Raw genomic sequence first — 14748 nt, 5'->3', positions numbered from 1 at the left:
AAGTTTGACGCCAAGCAACTAATGGCGGCGCCACGCCCCCCACTCCGAGGCGGGGCGTGCCGGTGAAAAAAGGAAGCCCTGGCCCAGCTCGCAACCGATCTCCATCAGGTAATCGCACTGCTCACGGGTTTCGATACCCTCGGCGATAACGTCCATGCCCAGCGTACCGGCCATGGCAATCACCGCGCGCACGACGGCCTCACTGCCGGCCTTCTCTCCCCGGCGCAGCGCATTGACGAACGAGCGGTCGATCTTGAGCGCATGCAGGGGAAACCGGTGCAGGTAGCTCAACGATGAGTAGCCGGTGCCAAAATCATCCAGCGCGGCGACCACGCCTGCCTCGCGCAGCACTTCGAGCGTGGCCCGCACCTGGTCGGGGTTGTCGAGCAGCGCGCCCTCGGTCACTTCCACCCGGATGCGATCATGCGACAGATGGTGTTCGTCGAGCAGATTCAACAACTGCTCGGCCAACGCAGGTGAACGGAAATGGCGTGGCGACACGTTGATCGTGACGTAGCCCATGTCTTCCCGTTGCGCCTGCACCAGGCGACAGGTTTTTTCAAACATCTGCCAATCGATCTGCTCGACGCTGCCGTTTTCCTCGGCTGCCCCCAGGAAGTCACCAGGCGTCAAGATGCCACGACTGGGGTGTCGCCAACGCAGTAGTGCTTCGTAGCCCACAACGTGCCGGTCGTGCAGTCGCAGGATGGGCTGGAAATACGGGATGAACTCGGATCGCTGCACGGCACGCCGCAGGTCGCTTTCCAGTTCAAGCAGTTCGAGCGCCTCGCCGAGCAGCCGCTTGTCGAATATTTCAAAACGCTGCCTACCACGCGCCTTGGCCCGGTACATGGCGACGTCGGCATCGCGCAGCATCTCCTCCGCCCTCTCGTAACGCTCGTGGCCAAGGGCGATCCCGATGCTGGCAGACGTGAACAACTCCTTTCCATCGATCAGCATCGGCTTGCCCAGCGAATCAATCACGCGCTGCGCGAGATTGCAGGCTTCCTCGGGAAGATTCACGTCCTCGAGCAACATCGCGAACTCGTCACCACCCAGGCGAGCGACCACGTCGAAAGGTCGCACGCATGCCGCAAGCCTCGTTGCTGCCTGCTTCAGCATTTCGTCACCCGCGTGGTGCCCAACGCTGTCATTGACGACCTTGAAGCGATCAAGGTCGAGAAAGAGCACGGCGAAACTGTGGTCGGGGCTGCGCCTCCGCCTTGCCATTGCGCGATCAAGCGCACCGTAGAGGAAGCTACGGTTTGGAAGCCCGGTCAGCGAGTCGTGGAGGGTCTCGTGCATCAGTTGCTGTTCGACCCGCTCGCGCTCGCTGATCTGCTGGCGCAGTTCGCCTACCACCGACGCCAGTTCGCGCGTGCGGCTCTCCACCCGCCTTTCGAGGTCCGCCTGCGCCTGCTTGCGGTCCAATGCCGTCAAGATGTGCTGGGCGACGTAAGCAAGCAGCGCCTGATCCTCGCCGCCGTAATGGACATCAGGGTCGTAACTCTGCACGAGGATTGCACCCCGCACCGTACCTCCCGAAACCATCGGCACCCCGAGCAGATCTTCTGCAACGGACCCAACGAAAACGCCGGAGGGAATGCCAAGCCGGGAAATCGCCTGCTCCGGCGGCCCCACCACCGCCTTGCCACTGCGGACCAGCCCCAAGGTAATCGTGTCGCGCATCTCGTCGGCTGGGATGTCCACGCCGATACTAACCAGGCCCGGGTCCTTTTCATCGGAGTGGTAAATGAAACGGAGGGTGTCCCGCTCGCCATCGTAAAGTGCGATGATGAAGTTGCGCGCGTACATCAGCCCGCCAACGACTTCGTGAATGCACGCGAGCATCTCGCTCATGTCCAGCTCGGCACTGGCAAGGTCCGCAATGCGGTACAACGCCGCCTGCAGTTGCTCACCCCTTTTTCGCTCCCTTACCTCCTCCGTCAGCGCCTGGGTCCGCTCTTCCACGCGCTTTTCCAACTCCTCGTGTGCCTGCTTGCGCTGCAACGCAGTGAGGATGTGCTGTGCAACGAAGGCCAGCAGGGCACTATCTTCCTCCGTGTAGCGGTTGTGCTCGTCGTATGACTGCACCACCACCGCACCGCGCACCCGGCCTTCGGCGACCATCGGCACGCCCAGCCAGTCCGCACTATCGGGGCCGAACTCGCCCGCCGCCCCCAAGCCAAGCGCTTCCCGCAACTGGCGTGAGGGCCCCATCACCGGCCGGCCGCCGCGGATCACCGCCATCGTGAGGCTGTTTTCCATGCGGGCCGCCGGCATCTCCTCGCCTGCACGGATGGCATTGGGCGCCGCGACATCAGCGAAATAAACGAACCTGACGCTGTCCAGCTCCGGGTCGTACAGCGAAATGAAAAAATTCTCCGCGTACATCAATCCCGCGACCACCGCGTGCGTGCACCGAAGCGTTTCGGCCATGTCGAGCTTGCTGCTCGCCAGGTCGGCAATCAGATAGGACGCGCTCTGCAGCCTGGCCGCCTTCTCCAGGCGCCCGGTGGCGCGGCGAGCGGCGGCGAGCTCGGACTCGGCCCGCATCCGCACTGCCAGCAGCGCAAGGAATGCGCGCAGCCCCGGCGGGGCAGCGCCAGGCAGCCCCATCGTGTCCGGCCATTCAGCCAGGATGACTGACTGGGCGAAGGCCAGCGAGTATCCGACCTGTACCCAGCCGGACTCCCGGGACTGGCTCACCACACAACCTCGCCGACGCCGGGCTTGCTCAATCAGCGTCGACTCCGCGAGCGAAAGCGGCGTGGTCGGCCACTGATGGCGAAGCGGTTGGCCCTCGGGCGTGAGGCCGGCTACCCAGACCAAGCGGGCGTTGCGGCACCCAAAGACCGTCTCGGCCAAATCCAGCACCATCGCGTCCAATTCACTTGGGTTCGTCGGGACACGCGGAAGGCAGGCCGCCGAGGGCGCCAACGCCGCCTCGGTCTCGGCCCTTCGATCGCCGTGCTGCGCCTCATCATGTGTGGACTTGGACATTGCCTGTGTTGGCAACGTGCCGTGGTGCGGGAAGCGGCCGCCGGCAACTCCCGAGGCACCTTGGGGCCCTCAGGCGCCAACCTTTGCCCCCCCACGCCGGATTCAGCCCGCCGTCGCCGCGTGCACCCCCGCGACCGCCCGCCCAGAGGGGTCGGCCATCGTTTCGAAGGCGGCATCCCAGGCGATGGCGGCCGGCGTGGAGCAGGCAATCGACTTGCCGCCGGGGACGGTGCGCGCGCACGCGTCACCCGGAAACACCTGTTCGAACAGGCGGCGGTAGAAGTACGCCTCCTTTGTCTGCGGCGGGTTGATGGGGAAGCGCTGCTCGACCGCCGCGAAGTCCGCATCGCTGACTTGGCCCTCGGCGTGCGCCTTGAGCCCGTCGATCCAGCCATAGCCGACGCCGTCACTGAACTGCTCCTTCTGCCGCCACAGGATTTCCGGCGGCAGGTAGCCCTCGAAGGCTTCGCGCAGGACCGCCTTTTCGATGCGCACGCTGCCATCGGGGCGGGCGCCGGCCATCTTGTGCGCGGCGTCCATGCGCATCGCCACGTCCAGGAACTCCACGTCCAGGAACGGCACCCGCGGCTCGACGCCCCACGCCATCATCGACTTGTTCGCGCGCAGGCAGTCATAGCTGTGCAGGGCGTCGAGCTTGCGCACCAGCTCTTCGTGGAATTCGACCGCGTTGGGCGCCTTGTGGAAGTACAGGTAACCGCCAAAGATCTCGTCGCTGCCCTCGCCCGACAACACCATCTTCACTCCCATCGCCTTGATCCGGCGCGCCAGCAGGTACATGGGCGTGGAGGCGCGAATGGTGGTCACGTCGTAGGTCTCGATGTGGCGGATCACCTCGGGCAGCGCGTCCAGCCCCTCTTCGAAGGTGTAGGTGAAGCCATGGTGCACGGTGCCCAGGGCGTCGGCGGCCACCTGCGCCGCTTTCAGGTCAGGTGATCCCTCCAGCCCGATGGCGAAGGAATGCAATCGTGGCCACCACGCCTCCGACTGGTCGTCCTCCTCCACGCGTCGACGGGCGAAACGCGCGGCGCAGGCAGCCACCAGCGACGAGTCCAAACCACCCGACAGCAGCACGCCGTAGGGCACGTCGCTCATCAGCTGGCGGTGCACGGCGCGCTCGAAGGCTTCGCGCAACTCAGTCTTGTCCGCGGCCACGCCGGCCACGGCGGCGTAATCACGCCATGCGCGTTCGTAGTAGCGGATTGGCGCGCCGCTGGCACACCGCGAATCGGCACTGTCGTAATAATGGCCCGGCGGAAACGGCGCCACGTCGTCGCACACGCGCACCAGCGCCTTCATCTCCGACGCCACCCACAGCCGGCCGTCGGCATCATGCCCCCAGTACAGCGGGCAGATGCCCATGTGGTCGCGGGCGATCACCACGCGGCGTTGGGCCCGGTCCCACAGGGTGAAAGCGAAGATGCCATTGAGCTGCGCCAACCAGGCGCCGATGTCGCTGCCATCGCGGTACAGCGCGTTGACCACTTCGCAGTCCGAGCCGGTCTGGAAGGCATACGGTCGTGCGAGGCGGCGTTCCAGATCGCGGTGGTTGTAGATCTCGCCGTTGACTGCCAGCACCAGCTCGCCGCCGGCCGAGCGGATGGGTTGGGCGCCACCGGCCGGGTCCACGATGGCGAGGCGCTCGTGCACGAGGATGGCGGAGGCGTCAACGTGGACGCCGCTCCAGTCGGGACCGCGGTGGCGCTGCCGCGCGGACAGCGACAGGGCCAGCGGGCGAAGCGGCGAGAGGTCCACGCCGGGGCGGAGGTCGAACACACCGAGGATCGAGCACATGATTGAGTTCCTGGGAAAGGTGAAAACAAAAAGGCCCGCACTTCGCAGTGCAGGCCTTGGAGAGAGCGAGTTAGCGGTTACGCGTGCTAGTCGCCGGCCTGCGGGAGGCTGGCGTTGTTATTCAGGTTGTTGCCGCGCACCGACGCGCAACCGGACCCCATCGGGGTGGTGCTGGCGCTGGCAGGGGTGGCAACGGAGGTCATGGACCGATCCTGCTACATCGCCAGAAGGTGCGCAAGCGACGCTTTCACCTGAAACGAAAGACTGCGCGCCGCCACGCCCGCGTTGATTCGATAAGCTGGGCGTGGAGGAAACGATCATGAAATGGATGCTGCGCGGTTTTCTGCTCGTTGCCGGCATGGCCGCCCTGCTGGCGCTGCTGGCGTGGGCCCTGCTGCGCGGCAGCCTGCCCCGCCTTGATGGCGAGCTCGCGCTTGCCGGGCTCTCCGCACCGGTGACCGTGCAACGCGATGCACTCGGCACGGTCACGATCGACGCGGACAACGAAGCCGATGCCATGCGCGCGCTCGGCTACGTGCACGCGCAGGAGCGCTACTTCGAGATGGACCTGATGCGCCGTACGGCCGCCGGCGAACTGGCGGCGCTGTTTGGCCCGCGCGCGGTGGAACTGGACAAGTCACGCCGAATCCACCGCATGCGCGCCCGCGCCGTTCGCGACCAGGCACTCATCGCGGGCGACAAGCGCGGCGTGATCGACGCCTACGTCGAAGGCGTGAACGCAGGACTGGCGGACCTGCGCACCCGCCCTTGGCCCTACCTGCTGCTGCGTACCCAACCGGCGCCTTGGCGCGGGGAAGACAGCGCACTCACCGGCTATGCGATGTACTTTGACCTGCACGACTCCGCGAACGCACGCGAGCTGGCCCTTTGGCGGTTGCAACCGCGCCTGCCAGCGCCTCTGTTCAACCTGCTGGCCCATGACGGCAGCCGATGGGACGCCCCTATCGCGGGTCGATCGCGCGGCGACGCGGCGCTGCCCGCGGCCAGCGACCTGGACCTGCGTACGCTACCGGCCACGGGCTCGGCCCACGTGGAACGGCTTGACGATGTCGCCGCCACCGGCAGCAACAACTTCGCGGTGGCGGGCGCACTGACACGCGACGGACGCGCCATCGTCGCCGATGACATGCACCTGGGGTTGCGCACACCCAACATCTGGTTCCGCGCACGCCTGCGCTATGCCGATGCGAAGGCGGCCGGCGGTCGGGTGGATGTCAGCGGTTTCACCCTGCCGGGCTTGCCCACCGTTGTGGTGGGCAGCAACGGGCACGTCGCGTGGGGCTTCACCAACGGCTATGGCGACTGGCTCGACTGGCGTCGCGAGCGCCCTTGCCAGCAGCAGGAAGCACCCGGGCGTTGCGAGCCGATCGTCCGATACCCGGAACCCATCGCCGTTGCCGGCAGCCAGCCGGTGCCCTTCACCGTGGAGGAGTCCGCGTGGGGGCCGATCCTGCACCACGAGCCGGACGGAACGGCCCTGGCCCTGCGCTGGACCGCGCATCAGCCCGGCGCAATCAACTTCGGCCTGAGCCACTTCGCGCGGGCCGGGTCGCTGGATGAGGCACTCGCGTATGCCGATACCGCCGCCGTACCGGGCCAGAACCTGGTGATCGGCGACCGGAGCGGCCGCATCACGTGGCGCATGCTGGGCCCGATGCCCATGCGCGGTGAAGGCTGCTCGACGCACCACCTGGTCGAGGCAGGGAACGCGTGCCGCCCCTGGCCAGTCTCGACAGCCCATGCCCCGGCCGTGGTCGATCCTGCGGCCGGCCGGTTGTGGACCGCCAACAGTCGCGTCGTCGACGGCAACGCCCTCGACCGCATTGGCGACGGCGGCTATGTGCTCGGCACCCGCGCCCGCCAGATCCGCGATGCGCTCTTCGCGCAGGAACGCTTCGAGGAGCGTGACCTCCTGGCCATCCAGCTCGACGATCGCGCGGGGCTGTTGACCCCATGGTGGCACCTGTTGCGCGACAGTGCCGCGCGCACCCGCCTGCCGGCCCTGAACGCACTCGCCGATGTGGCATCGCACTGGGAAGGGCGCGCGGCGCCGGAGGCGGTCAGCTACCGGCTGGTGCGGACGTGGCGCCTCGCCGTGAATCGTCGCATCGAGGACGGGTTGCTGGCACCGGCCCGCGCAGTGCTGCGCGATGGCGAGCCACTGCCCGCGCTGCCCCAACTGGAGGGCGTGGCTTGGCCCATGGTCACCGAGCGGCCACCGCACCTGCTCCCGGCCGGCTACGCCTCGTGGGATGCGCTGCTGGAAGATGCCGCTGTGGAAACGCGCGACACGCTCACGCGCAATGGTCCACTTCAGCAACGCACCTGGGGTGAGCACAACACCGCCAACATCTGCCACCCGCTGGCAGGGGCGCTGCCCGCCTTCGCCAAGCCGTGGTTGTGCATGCCGTTCGAGCCGTTACCCGGCGACACGGCGGTGCCGCGCGTGCAGACGCCCGACAAGGGCGCGTCACAACGCATGGTCGTGGCGCCGGGACATGAGGTGGAAGGCATCGCGCACATGCCGGGCGGGCAAAGCGGCCATCCGCTGTCACCGTTCTGGGGTGCGGGTCACGACGACTGGGTGCACGGTCGGCCGACGCCGTTCCTGCCCGGGACGACGAAGCACACCTTGCGAATTACGTCGACGAACGCGAACGACTGAGTTCAGCCCAGCAACAGCCGCTTGATCAGCGCGTGGTACAGCGACGGCAGGGCTTCCAGGTCGGCCACCCGCACGTGTTCATCCACTTTATGGATGCTGGCGTTGACCGGCCCGATCTCGATGCACTGCGTGCCCAGCGGCGCGATGAAGCGTGCGTCCGACGTGCCGCCACCGGTACTTTCCTCCGGTGCGGCACCGGAGAACGCGCCCAGCACCTCGCGCGCGGCCGCGCGGAGCGCCCCTTCGGGCGTATAGAACGGCTCGCCACTGCGATGCCAGTGCACCGAATAGTCCAGCGCATGCGATACCAGCACGGCCTCGCATTCGCGCTCCAGTTTCTCGGCGGTCCAACTCGGGTTGTAGCGCAGGTTGAACAACACCTGCAGTTCACCGGGAATCACGTTGTTCGCACCCGTCCCCGCATGGATGTTGCTGACCTGCAGGCTGGTCGGCGGGAAGGTTTCGTAGCCGTCGTCCCAACACCGCGCGGTCAACGCCGCCAGTGCAGGCAGTGCAAGGTGTATGGGGTTGCGCGCCTTTTCCGGGTACGCCACGTGCCCCTGGATGCCGCGCACCGTCAGCGTCGCTGACAGGCTGCCACGCCGTCCGACGCGCAACAGGTCACCCAACACCGACTTCGACGAAGGCTCACCGGTCACGCACCAGTCCATGCGTTCGCCGCGCGCGCGGAACGCGTCGGCGACCTTGCGCACGCCGTCGATGGCGTCGCCTTCCTCGTCGGAGGTCAGCAGGATCGCGATGCGTCCCGGATGATCCGGATACTCGCGTGCGAATTCCTCGGCGGCCACCGCGAACGCGGCGACGCTGCCCTTCATGTCAGCGGCACCACGGCCGTACAGCACGCCGTCGCGCACCTCGGCGACGAACGGATCACTGGTCCAGGCCTCGCGCGGGCCGGGTGGCACCACGTCGGTATGGCCGAGCAGCACAAGCGTCGGCCCCTCCCGGCCATGTACGGCCCAGAGGTTGTCGACCTCGCCAAAGCGCAGGTGTTCGCATTGGAACCCCGCCTGCTCCAGCCGCTGCGCCAGTAAAGCCTGGCAGCCCGCATCGTCAGGCGTCACCGAAGGGCGCGCGATCAGCTCGCGCGTCAGCGCCAGCGTCTGCACCCCCATTGCGTTGGCCCGCGCGTCCACCTGCATCGCACTCCCCCCGCCCACGGCGCTATTCACGCGCCAACGCCAAAACGCTTCTTGAAGCCATTGTCACTGAAGCCCTGCGTGACCACGCCGTCGTCGGTCACCACCACCGGACGTCGGATCAACTGCGGATACTCCTTCAGCAACAGCTTCCACTCGGCATCGGACCCCGGCGACTTGCGCGCGTCCGGCAACGTTCGCCAGGTGGTGGACGACTTGTTGACCATCGCCTCCCAACCGCCGAGCTGATCCCGCCATGCCAGCAGCGTCTCGGGTGCCTGCCGCGCCTCACGGTAATCGACGAATGCGTGCGCCACGCCAAACCGGTCCAGCCACTTCATCGCCTTCCGGCAGGTATCGCAGTTCTTCAGTCCGTACAGGGTGGTCATGCCGCTCAATCCGCGAGACCGCGCAACAGGTCGTTGATGCTGGTCTTGCCGATGGTCCTGGCATCCACCTGCTTGACGATCACGGCGCAGTACAGCGAGTGCGAACCGTCCTTGGCCGGCAGCTGTCCCGACACCACCACGCTGTAGGGCGGCACGTAGCCGTAGCTGACCTCGCCCGTCATGCGGTTGTAGATGCGGGTGCTCTGGCCGAGGAAAACGCCCATGCCGATCACGCTGTGGTGGCCGACGACCACGCCCTCCACGACCTCCGAACGCGCACCGATGAAGCAATGGTCCTCGATGATGGTCGGGGTGGCCTGCAGCGGCTCCAGCACGCCACCGATGCCCGCACCGCCCGACAGATGGCAGTGCTTGCCCACCTGCGCACAGGAGCCGACGGTGGCCCAGGTATCGACCATCGTGCCCTCGCCCACGTGCGCGCCGATGTTGACGAAGCTCGGCATCAGCACCACGTCCTTGCCGATGTGCGCGCCGCGACGGGCAATCGCACCAGGGACCACGCGCGCGCCCAGCTTGCGGAAGTCGTTCTCGCCGTAGCCTTCAAAGCGCGCCGGCACCTTGTCCCAGAACGGCGCGGGCTGGGCGTCGACCACCTGCATCTCGTTGACCCGGAAATACAGCAGCACCGCCTTCTTGAGCCACTCGTTGACCTTCCAGCCACCTTCGCCGTCAGGCTCGGCCACTCGGAACTGGCCGTCCTCCAGGCCGGAAATCACGGTCTCCACGGACTCGCGCAGCGAACCATCGATCTCGTCGAGGGTGAGCATGGTGCGCCGCTCCCAGGCGCTTTCGATCATGAACTTCAGCTCATCCACGCCCGGCCCCTTGGGTGCGGCCTTCTTGCGAACGGTCTTGCGGGCGGTCTTCTTGGCGGGGCTCATCGGCTTTCTCCATCTAGGCAGGCCAGCAGCGCTTCGCGAAGCGCCAGCTGCTGGGGTTCGTCGAGCGGCAGGTCGCGCCCGTCGGTGATCTGGAACACGTCCTCGGCGCGCTCGCCAAAGGTGGCGATGCGCGCATCGTGCACGCGCAGGCCCTGGTCGCGCAGCGCGCACGCCACGTCGGCCAGCAGGCCGGGGCGGTCGTTGCATACCAGGCTCAGCATGGTGCGCGGCTTACCGCCGGCATCCAGGGTGTTGAAGGCCACCTGCGGCACGATGCGGAAGTGGCGCAGGTGCCGGGGCTGCGCGCGACGCGCCGGGCGGATGGCCTCCAGCGGGCCCGCCAGTGCGGCAGCGAGCCGACGCTCGATCTCTTCGGCCGAAGGAGTGCTGCGCGGGTCGGTCGACACCACTTCAAAAGTGTCGAAGATGGTGTCCTGCGGGCCGTCCAGCACGCGGGCCTGCTGGATGGCCAGGCCGCAGCGATCGAGGGTCGCGACGATGGCCGCGAACAGCCCGTCGCGATTAGGGGAATGCACGAACACCTCGAGTGCGCCCGCGTGTGCGGACACGGGGCGCGCACGCACGCGGGTCTCGCCAAGGGCCACGCCACGCAATGAGGCCGCCTGCCAAGCCAGCTGGTCGGACCGTCCGCGCTGGAATCCCACATCGGGCATGCGCGCGAACAGCGCATCCACTTCGGCGTTGCTGACGCCAAATGCCTCCAGCATCGCCCTCGCACCCGAGCGCGTTTCGGCGCTGCGCTCGGCGGCGGCAACGGGGTTCTCCAAGCCGCGACGCAGTGCCAGGCGGGTGGTGGTGTACAGGTCGGCGAGCAACCGGTCCTTCCACGCATTCCACAGCTTTGGCGACGTGCCCGCGATGTCGGCACAGGTCAACAGGTACAGGTGGTCCAGGCGCTCGCGATCTGCCACGAGCGTGGCAAAGCGGTGGATCACGTCGGGGTCGGCGATATCCTGCTTCTGCGCCGTCACCGACATCAGCAGATGTTGGCGCACCAGCCACTCGACCAGCGCGGTGGCGCCCTCGGACAACCCCATGGCCTCGCAGAACACCCGTGCATCCACGGCGCCCAACTCGGAATGGTCGCCGCCCCGCCCCTTGGCGATGTCGTGGAACAGCCCCGCCAGGAGCAGCAACTCCGGCTTGTGCAGTCGCGGCCAGACTTCGTGCGCCAGCACGAAGCGCTCGTCCGGCTGACCCGACGCAAACGACGCCAGGTTCTTCAACACCGCCAACGTGTGCTGGTCCACGGTATAGACATGGAACAGGTCGAACTGCATGCGGCCCGACACGTTGGAGAACGCCGGGATCCAGCGCCCAAGCACGCCCAACCGGGCCATGCGCGACAGGCAACTGACCGGCTGCGGCCCACGCAACAGCTGCATGAAGCGGTTGCGCAGCGCAGGCGACGCGTCCTCGTAGGAGGGAATCATCGGCAGCGTCTCTGCCAGCGCGCGGGCCGTACGCGAGTGCAAGCCGCGCACGTCGGTACGCTGGGCCCACACCGCGAACAGCGCGAACATCGCATCGGGCGTGCGCGGCCAGACCGGATCGCGCGCCGTCAGGTAGCCGCGACGCAGTTCGAACAGGTCGTCGATGGGCTCGGGCGCCGCCTCGCCTTCCAGTTGTTCCTCGAAGCGCTGCAGCAGGCGGTCGCCAATGCGCAACACCAGCGCGGCGCTGCGGTAGAACCCCTGCATCATCTGCTCGACACCGAGGTTGCCGGCGCTGTCCTCGTGCCCGAGGCGTGCCGCCAGCAGCTTCTGGTAATCGAAACGCAGGCGCTCTTCGCGCTTGCCTGCCACCAGGTGCAAGCCCCAGCGCAGTCGTGAAAGGGCCTGGCGCTCGCGGCGAACGGTCGCAACTTCGTCGGCGCCCATGAGCCCGATCGCGACCAACGATTCCATGTCGCCCGTGCCCAGGATGCGCAATGCCATCCAGCGCAGGGTCTGCACGTCCCGCAAGCCGCCAGGCCCTTCCTTCAGGTTGGGCTCGAGGTTGTCAGCGGTATCGCCGTGGCGGGCGTGGCGCAGCCGCAGCTCCTCGCGTTTTGCGCTGAAGAATTCCCGCGCCGGCCACACCAGCGAGGGGCTGATCGCGTCCACCAGGGCCGCGATGGCCGCATCGTCGGACACCAGGGGCCGCGATTCGAGCAATGCCGTCATGACCGTCAGGTCCGCGGCGGCCTCGGTGCACTGCCCCGCCGAACGCACCGCGTGTCCTGCGTGCAATCCCGCGTCCCACAGCAGCGCAATGAAGCGCGCTAGCGCATCGGCGTGCGTCGCCTGCGACTGCGGTTCGGCCAGCACCAACAGGTCGATGTCCGATTGCGGGAACAGTTCGCCGCGCCCATAACCGCCCACAGCGAAAAGTGCCAGGCCTTCCGCGCCCGCGACGCAGCGTTGCCACGCGGCCGCCACGTGCGCATCCACGCCCGCGGTGCGCGCCTTCAACAGGCGGTCGATGTCGCAATCGGCCTTGAACGATGCCGCCAACGTGGCATCCAGTTGTGCCAGGGCACCACGCGTCGCCGCCGCCCAGACAGCATCGTCCACAGGCTGTGCGACCGGGTCCGCGAGGCCGGCTGTCGGCTCCGGTGCAGGGGCCTCGCCGACGTCCGCGCCACTCATAGGTCGTTGTCGTCGCCCGGCAGGCGGGTCAGGATCTCCACGCCGTCCTCGGTCACCACCACGGTGTGTTCCCACTGCGCCGAGAGCTTGCGGTCCTTGGTGACCACGGTCCAACCATCGGGCAGCAGGCGCGTATGGCGCGTGCCCTCGTTGATCATCGGCTCGATGGTGAAGGTCATGCCCGGCTTCAGCACCACGCCCTCACCGGCGCGGCCGTAATGCAGCACCTGCGGATCCTCGTGGTAAACCCTGCCAATGCCGTGGCCGCAGTATTCGCGGACCACGCTGAAGCGCTCGGACTCCGCATACTCCTGGATGGCCGCGCCGATGTCGCCCAGCGTCACGCCCGGCTTGACCATGCGGATGCCTCGGAACATCGCCTCGCGCGTCACTTCGACCAGGCGCTTGGCCATGACCGAGGGCGTGCCCACGTAATACATGCGACTGGTGTCGCCATGCCACCCGTCCTTGATCACGGTGACATCGATGTTGACGATGTCGCCTTCCTTCAGCACCTTGCCGGGGCTGGGAATGCCGTGACAGATGACGTTGTTGACCGACGTGCAGACGGTCTTGGGGAACCCCTTGTAGCCAACGTTGGCCGGGATCGCCTGCTGCACCTTGACGATGTGGTCGTGGCAGATGCGGTCCAGTTCCTCGGTCGTCACGCCCGGCTTCACATGCGGGGCCACGACCTGCAGCACCTCGGCGGCCAGGCGGCCGGCGACGCGCATCTTCTCGATGTCTTCGGGGGTCTTGAGGGTGATTGCCATTCGCACATTATCCCTGATCCGCACTGCGGTTGCCTGATGGTTCCGGTCGCAAGCGCCCTTGACGGGCAGAGCGTGAGAGGGAGCCGTGCCATGGGGTCGCTCCAGCCCTCCGTCGCGGCATCCTGCCGTGAGTCGGGCCGCCGGCCATCCATGGCCGGCTTTTCCGCAACCCCATGGCACGGCCCCCTCTCCCGCCCCACCGCCCCGAGTTGCCCGGGATCTCCGTCCGGGCTATGCTTCTGCGGCTATGCGTCCGGCCTCGCCGGTTGTATGCCGCCCACGCCGGGTGTCAGTGAAGGGCTCCAAGCCCCTCGCAGGCGAATACACACCTGCCGCCACAGCCCGTCCCGGGGTGCCCTGAAGTCCTTACGGATCAATGGGTTCGGAGATGGAAGCGACAGGGAGGCCCAACCCCGGAACCCTCGCCCCGCACACAGCGCGGGCAGGCCGCCCACTTTCCCGCGGCCGGGTTCCACTGCCTGGAGTTACAAGCAATGCCCCAGATCACCATGCGCCAGATGCTGGAAGCCGGCGTCCACTTCGGCCACCAGACCCGCTACTGGAACCCGAAGATGGGTCCGTACATCTTCGGTGCCCGCGGCAAGATCCACATCATCAACCTCGAGAAGACCGTTCCGCTGTTCAACGACGCGATGAACTTCATCTCGGGCGTCGCCCAGAAGCGCGGCATGATCCTGTTCCTTGGCACCAAGCGCTCGGCGCGCGAAGCCATCAAGGAAGAGGCCGAGCGTTGCGGCATGCCGTTCATGAACCAGCGCTGGCTGGGCGGCACCCTGACCAACTTCCGCACCGTGAAGCAGTCGGTTGCCCGCCTGAAGGAGCTGGAAGCCGCTGAAACCGACGGCACGTTCCAGAAGCTGGTCAAGCACGAAGTGCTGGGCCTGCGCCGCGAGCGCGACAAGCTGGAGGCCTCGCTGGGCGGCATCAAGGAGATGAACCGCCTGCCGGACGCCATCTTCGTCATCGACATCGGCCACGAAGACATCGCGATCAAGGAAGCCAAGAAGCTCGGCATCCCGGTCATCGCCGTCGTCGACACCAACTACAACCCGGAGCTGGTTGATTACGCGATCCCGGGCAACGACGACGCCATCCGCGCCGTGCAGCTGTACGCCCGCGCCGCTGCCGACGCCGTGCTGGAAGGCAAGGCCGCTGCTCCGCAGGCCGGCGTCCGCGAGGAAGAGTTCGCCGCTGCCGCCGAGGGTGAAGAAGGCGCCGAGGCCCCGAAGGGCCGTCGCGCTCCGGCCAAGAAGGCCAAGGCCGACTCGGCCGAGTAAGCGAGCCGTAACGCCGCCGCGCCACACTGGTCGGCGGCGTTCACCGCGGTGGTCCCGTGCCACCGCCCACTTTC

Annotated in this window: 9 protein-coding genes; 2 read left to right on the top strand and 7 right to left on the bottom strand. The window is 67.2% G+C overall.

The genetic code is table 11. The features are described 5' to 3' along the window. Positions 1-18: 18 nt before the first annotated feature. Both N800_RS01995 and asnB read right to left on the bottom strand, forming a co-directional pair. Positions 19-3003, bottom strand: coding sequence for a bifunctional diguanylate cyclase/phosphodiesterase (locus N800_RS01995; protein WP_084087070.1), 2985 nt, complete (start codon positions 3001-3003; stop codon positions 19-21). Positions 3004-3105: 102 nt separating this feature from the next. Beyond that, positions 3106-4815, bottom strand: coding sequence for an asparagine synthase B (gene asnB, locus N800_RS01990; protein ID WP_036134172.1), 1710 nt, complete (start codon positions 4813-4815; stop codon positions 3106-3108). Between the two features lie 319 nt (positions 4816-5134). On the opposite strand from asnB, the gene N800_RS01985 reads away from it, so the two are divergent. Then, positions 5135-7501: a penicillin acylase family protein gene (locus N800_RS01985; protein ID WP_036134328.1), complete on the top strand. Its 2367-nt coding sequence runs from the start codon at positions 5135-5137 to the stop codon at positions 7499-7501. A gap of 2 nt (positions 7502-7503) precedes the next feature. On the opposite strand, the gene dapE is transcribed toward N800_RS01985, so the two are convergent. From dapE to map, 5 genes are read right to left on the bottom strand one after another with little or no spacing between them, the layout of a single operon-like run. After that, on the bottom strand, positions 7504-8637 hold the full coding sequence (dapE, locus tag N800_RS01980; RefSeq protein WP_036134326.1) for a succinyl-diaminopimelate desuccinylase: 1134 nt from the start codon (positions 8635-8637) through the stop codon (positions 7504-7506). Positions 8638-8690: 53 nt separating this feature from the next. Then, the gene (locus tag N800_RS01975) at positions 8691-9050 is read right to left on the bottom strand and encodes a Spx/MgsR family RNA polymerase-binding regulatory protein (protein ID WP_036134171.1); all 360 of its coding nucleotides are present in this window, start codon (positions 9048-9050) and stop codon (positions 8691-8693) included. Between the two features lie 5 nt (positions 9051-9055). Continuing rightward, positions 9056-9952: a 2,3,4,5-tetrahydropyridine-2,6-dicarboxylate N-succinyltransferase gene (gene dapD / locus N800_RS01970; RefSeq protein ID WP_052107811.1), complete on the bottom strand. Its 897-nt coding sequence runs from the start codon at positions 9950-9952 to the stop codon at positions 9056-9058. Further along, positions 9949-12603 carry a [protein-PII] uridylyltransferase gene (glnD, locus tag N800_RS01965; RefSeq protein ID WP_052107810.1) on the bottom strand — a complete coding sequence of 885 codons (2655 nt, stop codon included), beginning with the start codon at positions 12601-12603 and terminating at the stop codon, positions 9949-9951. Before glnD ends, dapD begins: the two co-directional genes overlap by 4 nt. Then, entirely contained in the window at positions 12600-13376 is a 777-nt protein-coding gene (map, locus tag N800_RS01960) for a type I methionyl aminopeptidase (RefSeq protein ID WP_036134168.1), read from the bottom strand. The genes glnD and map overlap by 4 nt, the downstream gene beginning before the upstream one ends. Before the next feature lie 494 nt (positions 13377-13870). Between map and rpsB the strand changes: the two genes are divergently transcribed. Continuing rightward, complete coding sequence (gene rpsB, locus N800_RS01955) at positions 13871-14674, top strand: 30S ribosomal protein S2 (RefSeq protein WP_036134166.1); 804 nt, start codon at positions 13871-13873, stop codon at positions 14672-14674. Positions 14675-14748: the final 74 nt, after the last annotated feature.

Source organism: Lysobacter daejeonensis GH1-9, assembly GCF_000768355.1.
In the GTDB taxonomy this organism is placed as follows: domain Bacteria; phylum Pseudomonadota; class Gammaproteobacteria; order Xanthomonadales; family Xanthomonadaceae; genus Aerolutibacter; species Aerolutibacter daejeonensis.
This window is presented reverse-complemented; position numbering and strand designations above follow the sequence as displayed.

What these genes read in the sequence shown, in the direction of transcription:
- asnB (WP_036134172.1), bottom strand. Translation starts at nt 4,815, where the DNA reads ATGTGCTCGATCCTCGGTGTGTTCGACCTCCGCCCCGGCGTGGACCTC.
- dapE (WP_036134326.1), bottom strand. Translation starts at nt 8,637, where the DNA reads ATGGGGGTGCAGACGCTGGCGCTGACGCGCGAGCTGATCGCGCGCCCT.
- map (WP_036134168.1), bottom strand. Translation starts at nt 13,376, where the DNA reads ATGGCAATCACCCTCAAGACCCCCGAAGACATCGAGAAGATGCGCGTC.
- N800_RS01985 (WP_036134328.1), top strand. Translation starts at nt 5,135, where the DNA reads ATGAAATGGATGCTGCGCGGTTTTCTGCTCGTTGCCGGCATGGCCGCC.
- N800_RS01975 (WP_036134171.1), bottom strand. Translation starts at nt 9,050, where the DNA reads ATGACCACCCTGTACGGACTGAAGAACTGCGATACCTGCCGGAAGGCG.
- N800_RS01995 (WP_084087070.1), bottom strand. Translation starts at nt 3,003, where the DNA reads ATGTCCAAGTCCACACATGATGAGGCGCAGCACGGCGATCGAAGGGCC.
- rpsB (WP_036134166.1), top strand. Translation starts at nt 13,871, where the DNA reads ATGCCCCAGATCACCATGCGCCAGATGCTGGAAGCCGGCGTCCACTTC.
- glnD (WP_052107810.1), bottom strand. Translation starts at nt 12,603, where the DNA reads ATGAGTGGCGCGGACGTCGGCGAGGCCCCTGCACCGGAGCCGACAGCC.
- dapD (WP_052107811.1), bottom strand. Translation starts at nt 9,952, where the DNA reads ATGAGCCCCGCCAAGAAGACCGCCCGCAAGACCGTTCGCAAGAAGGCC.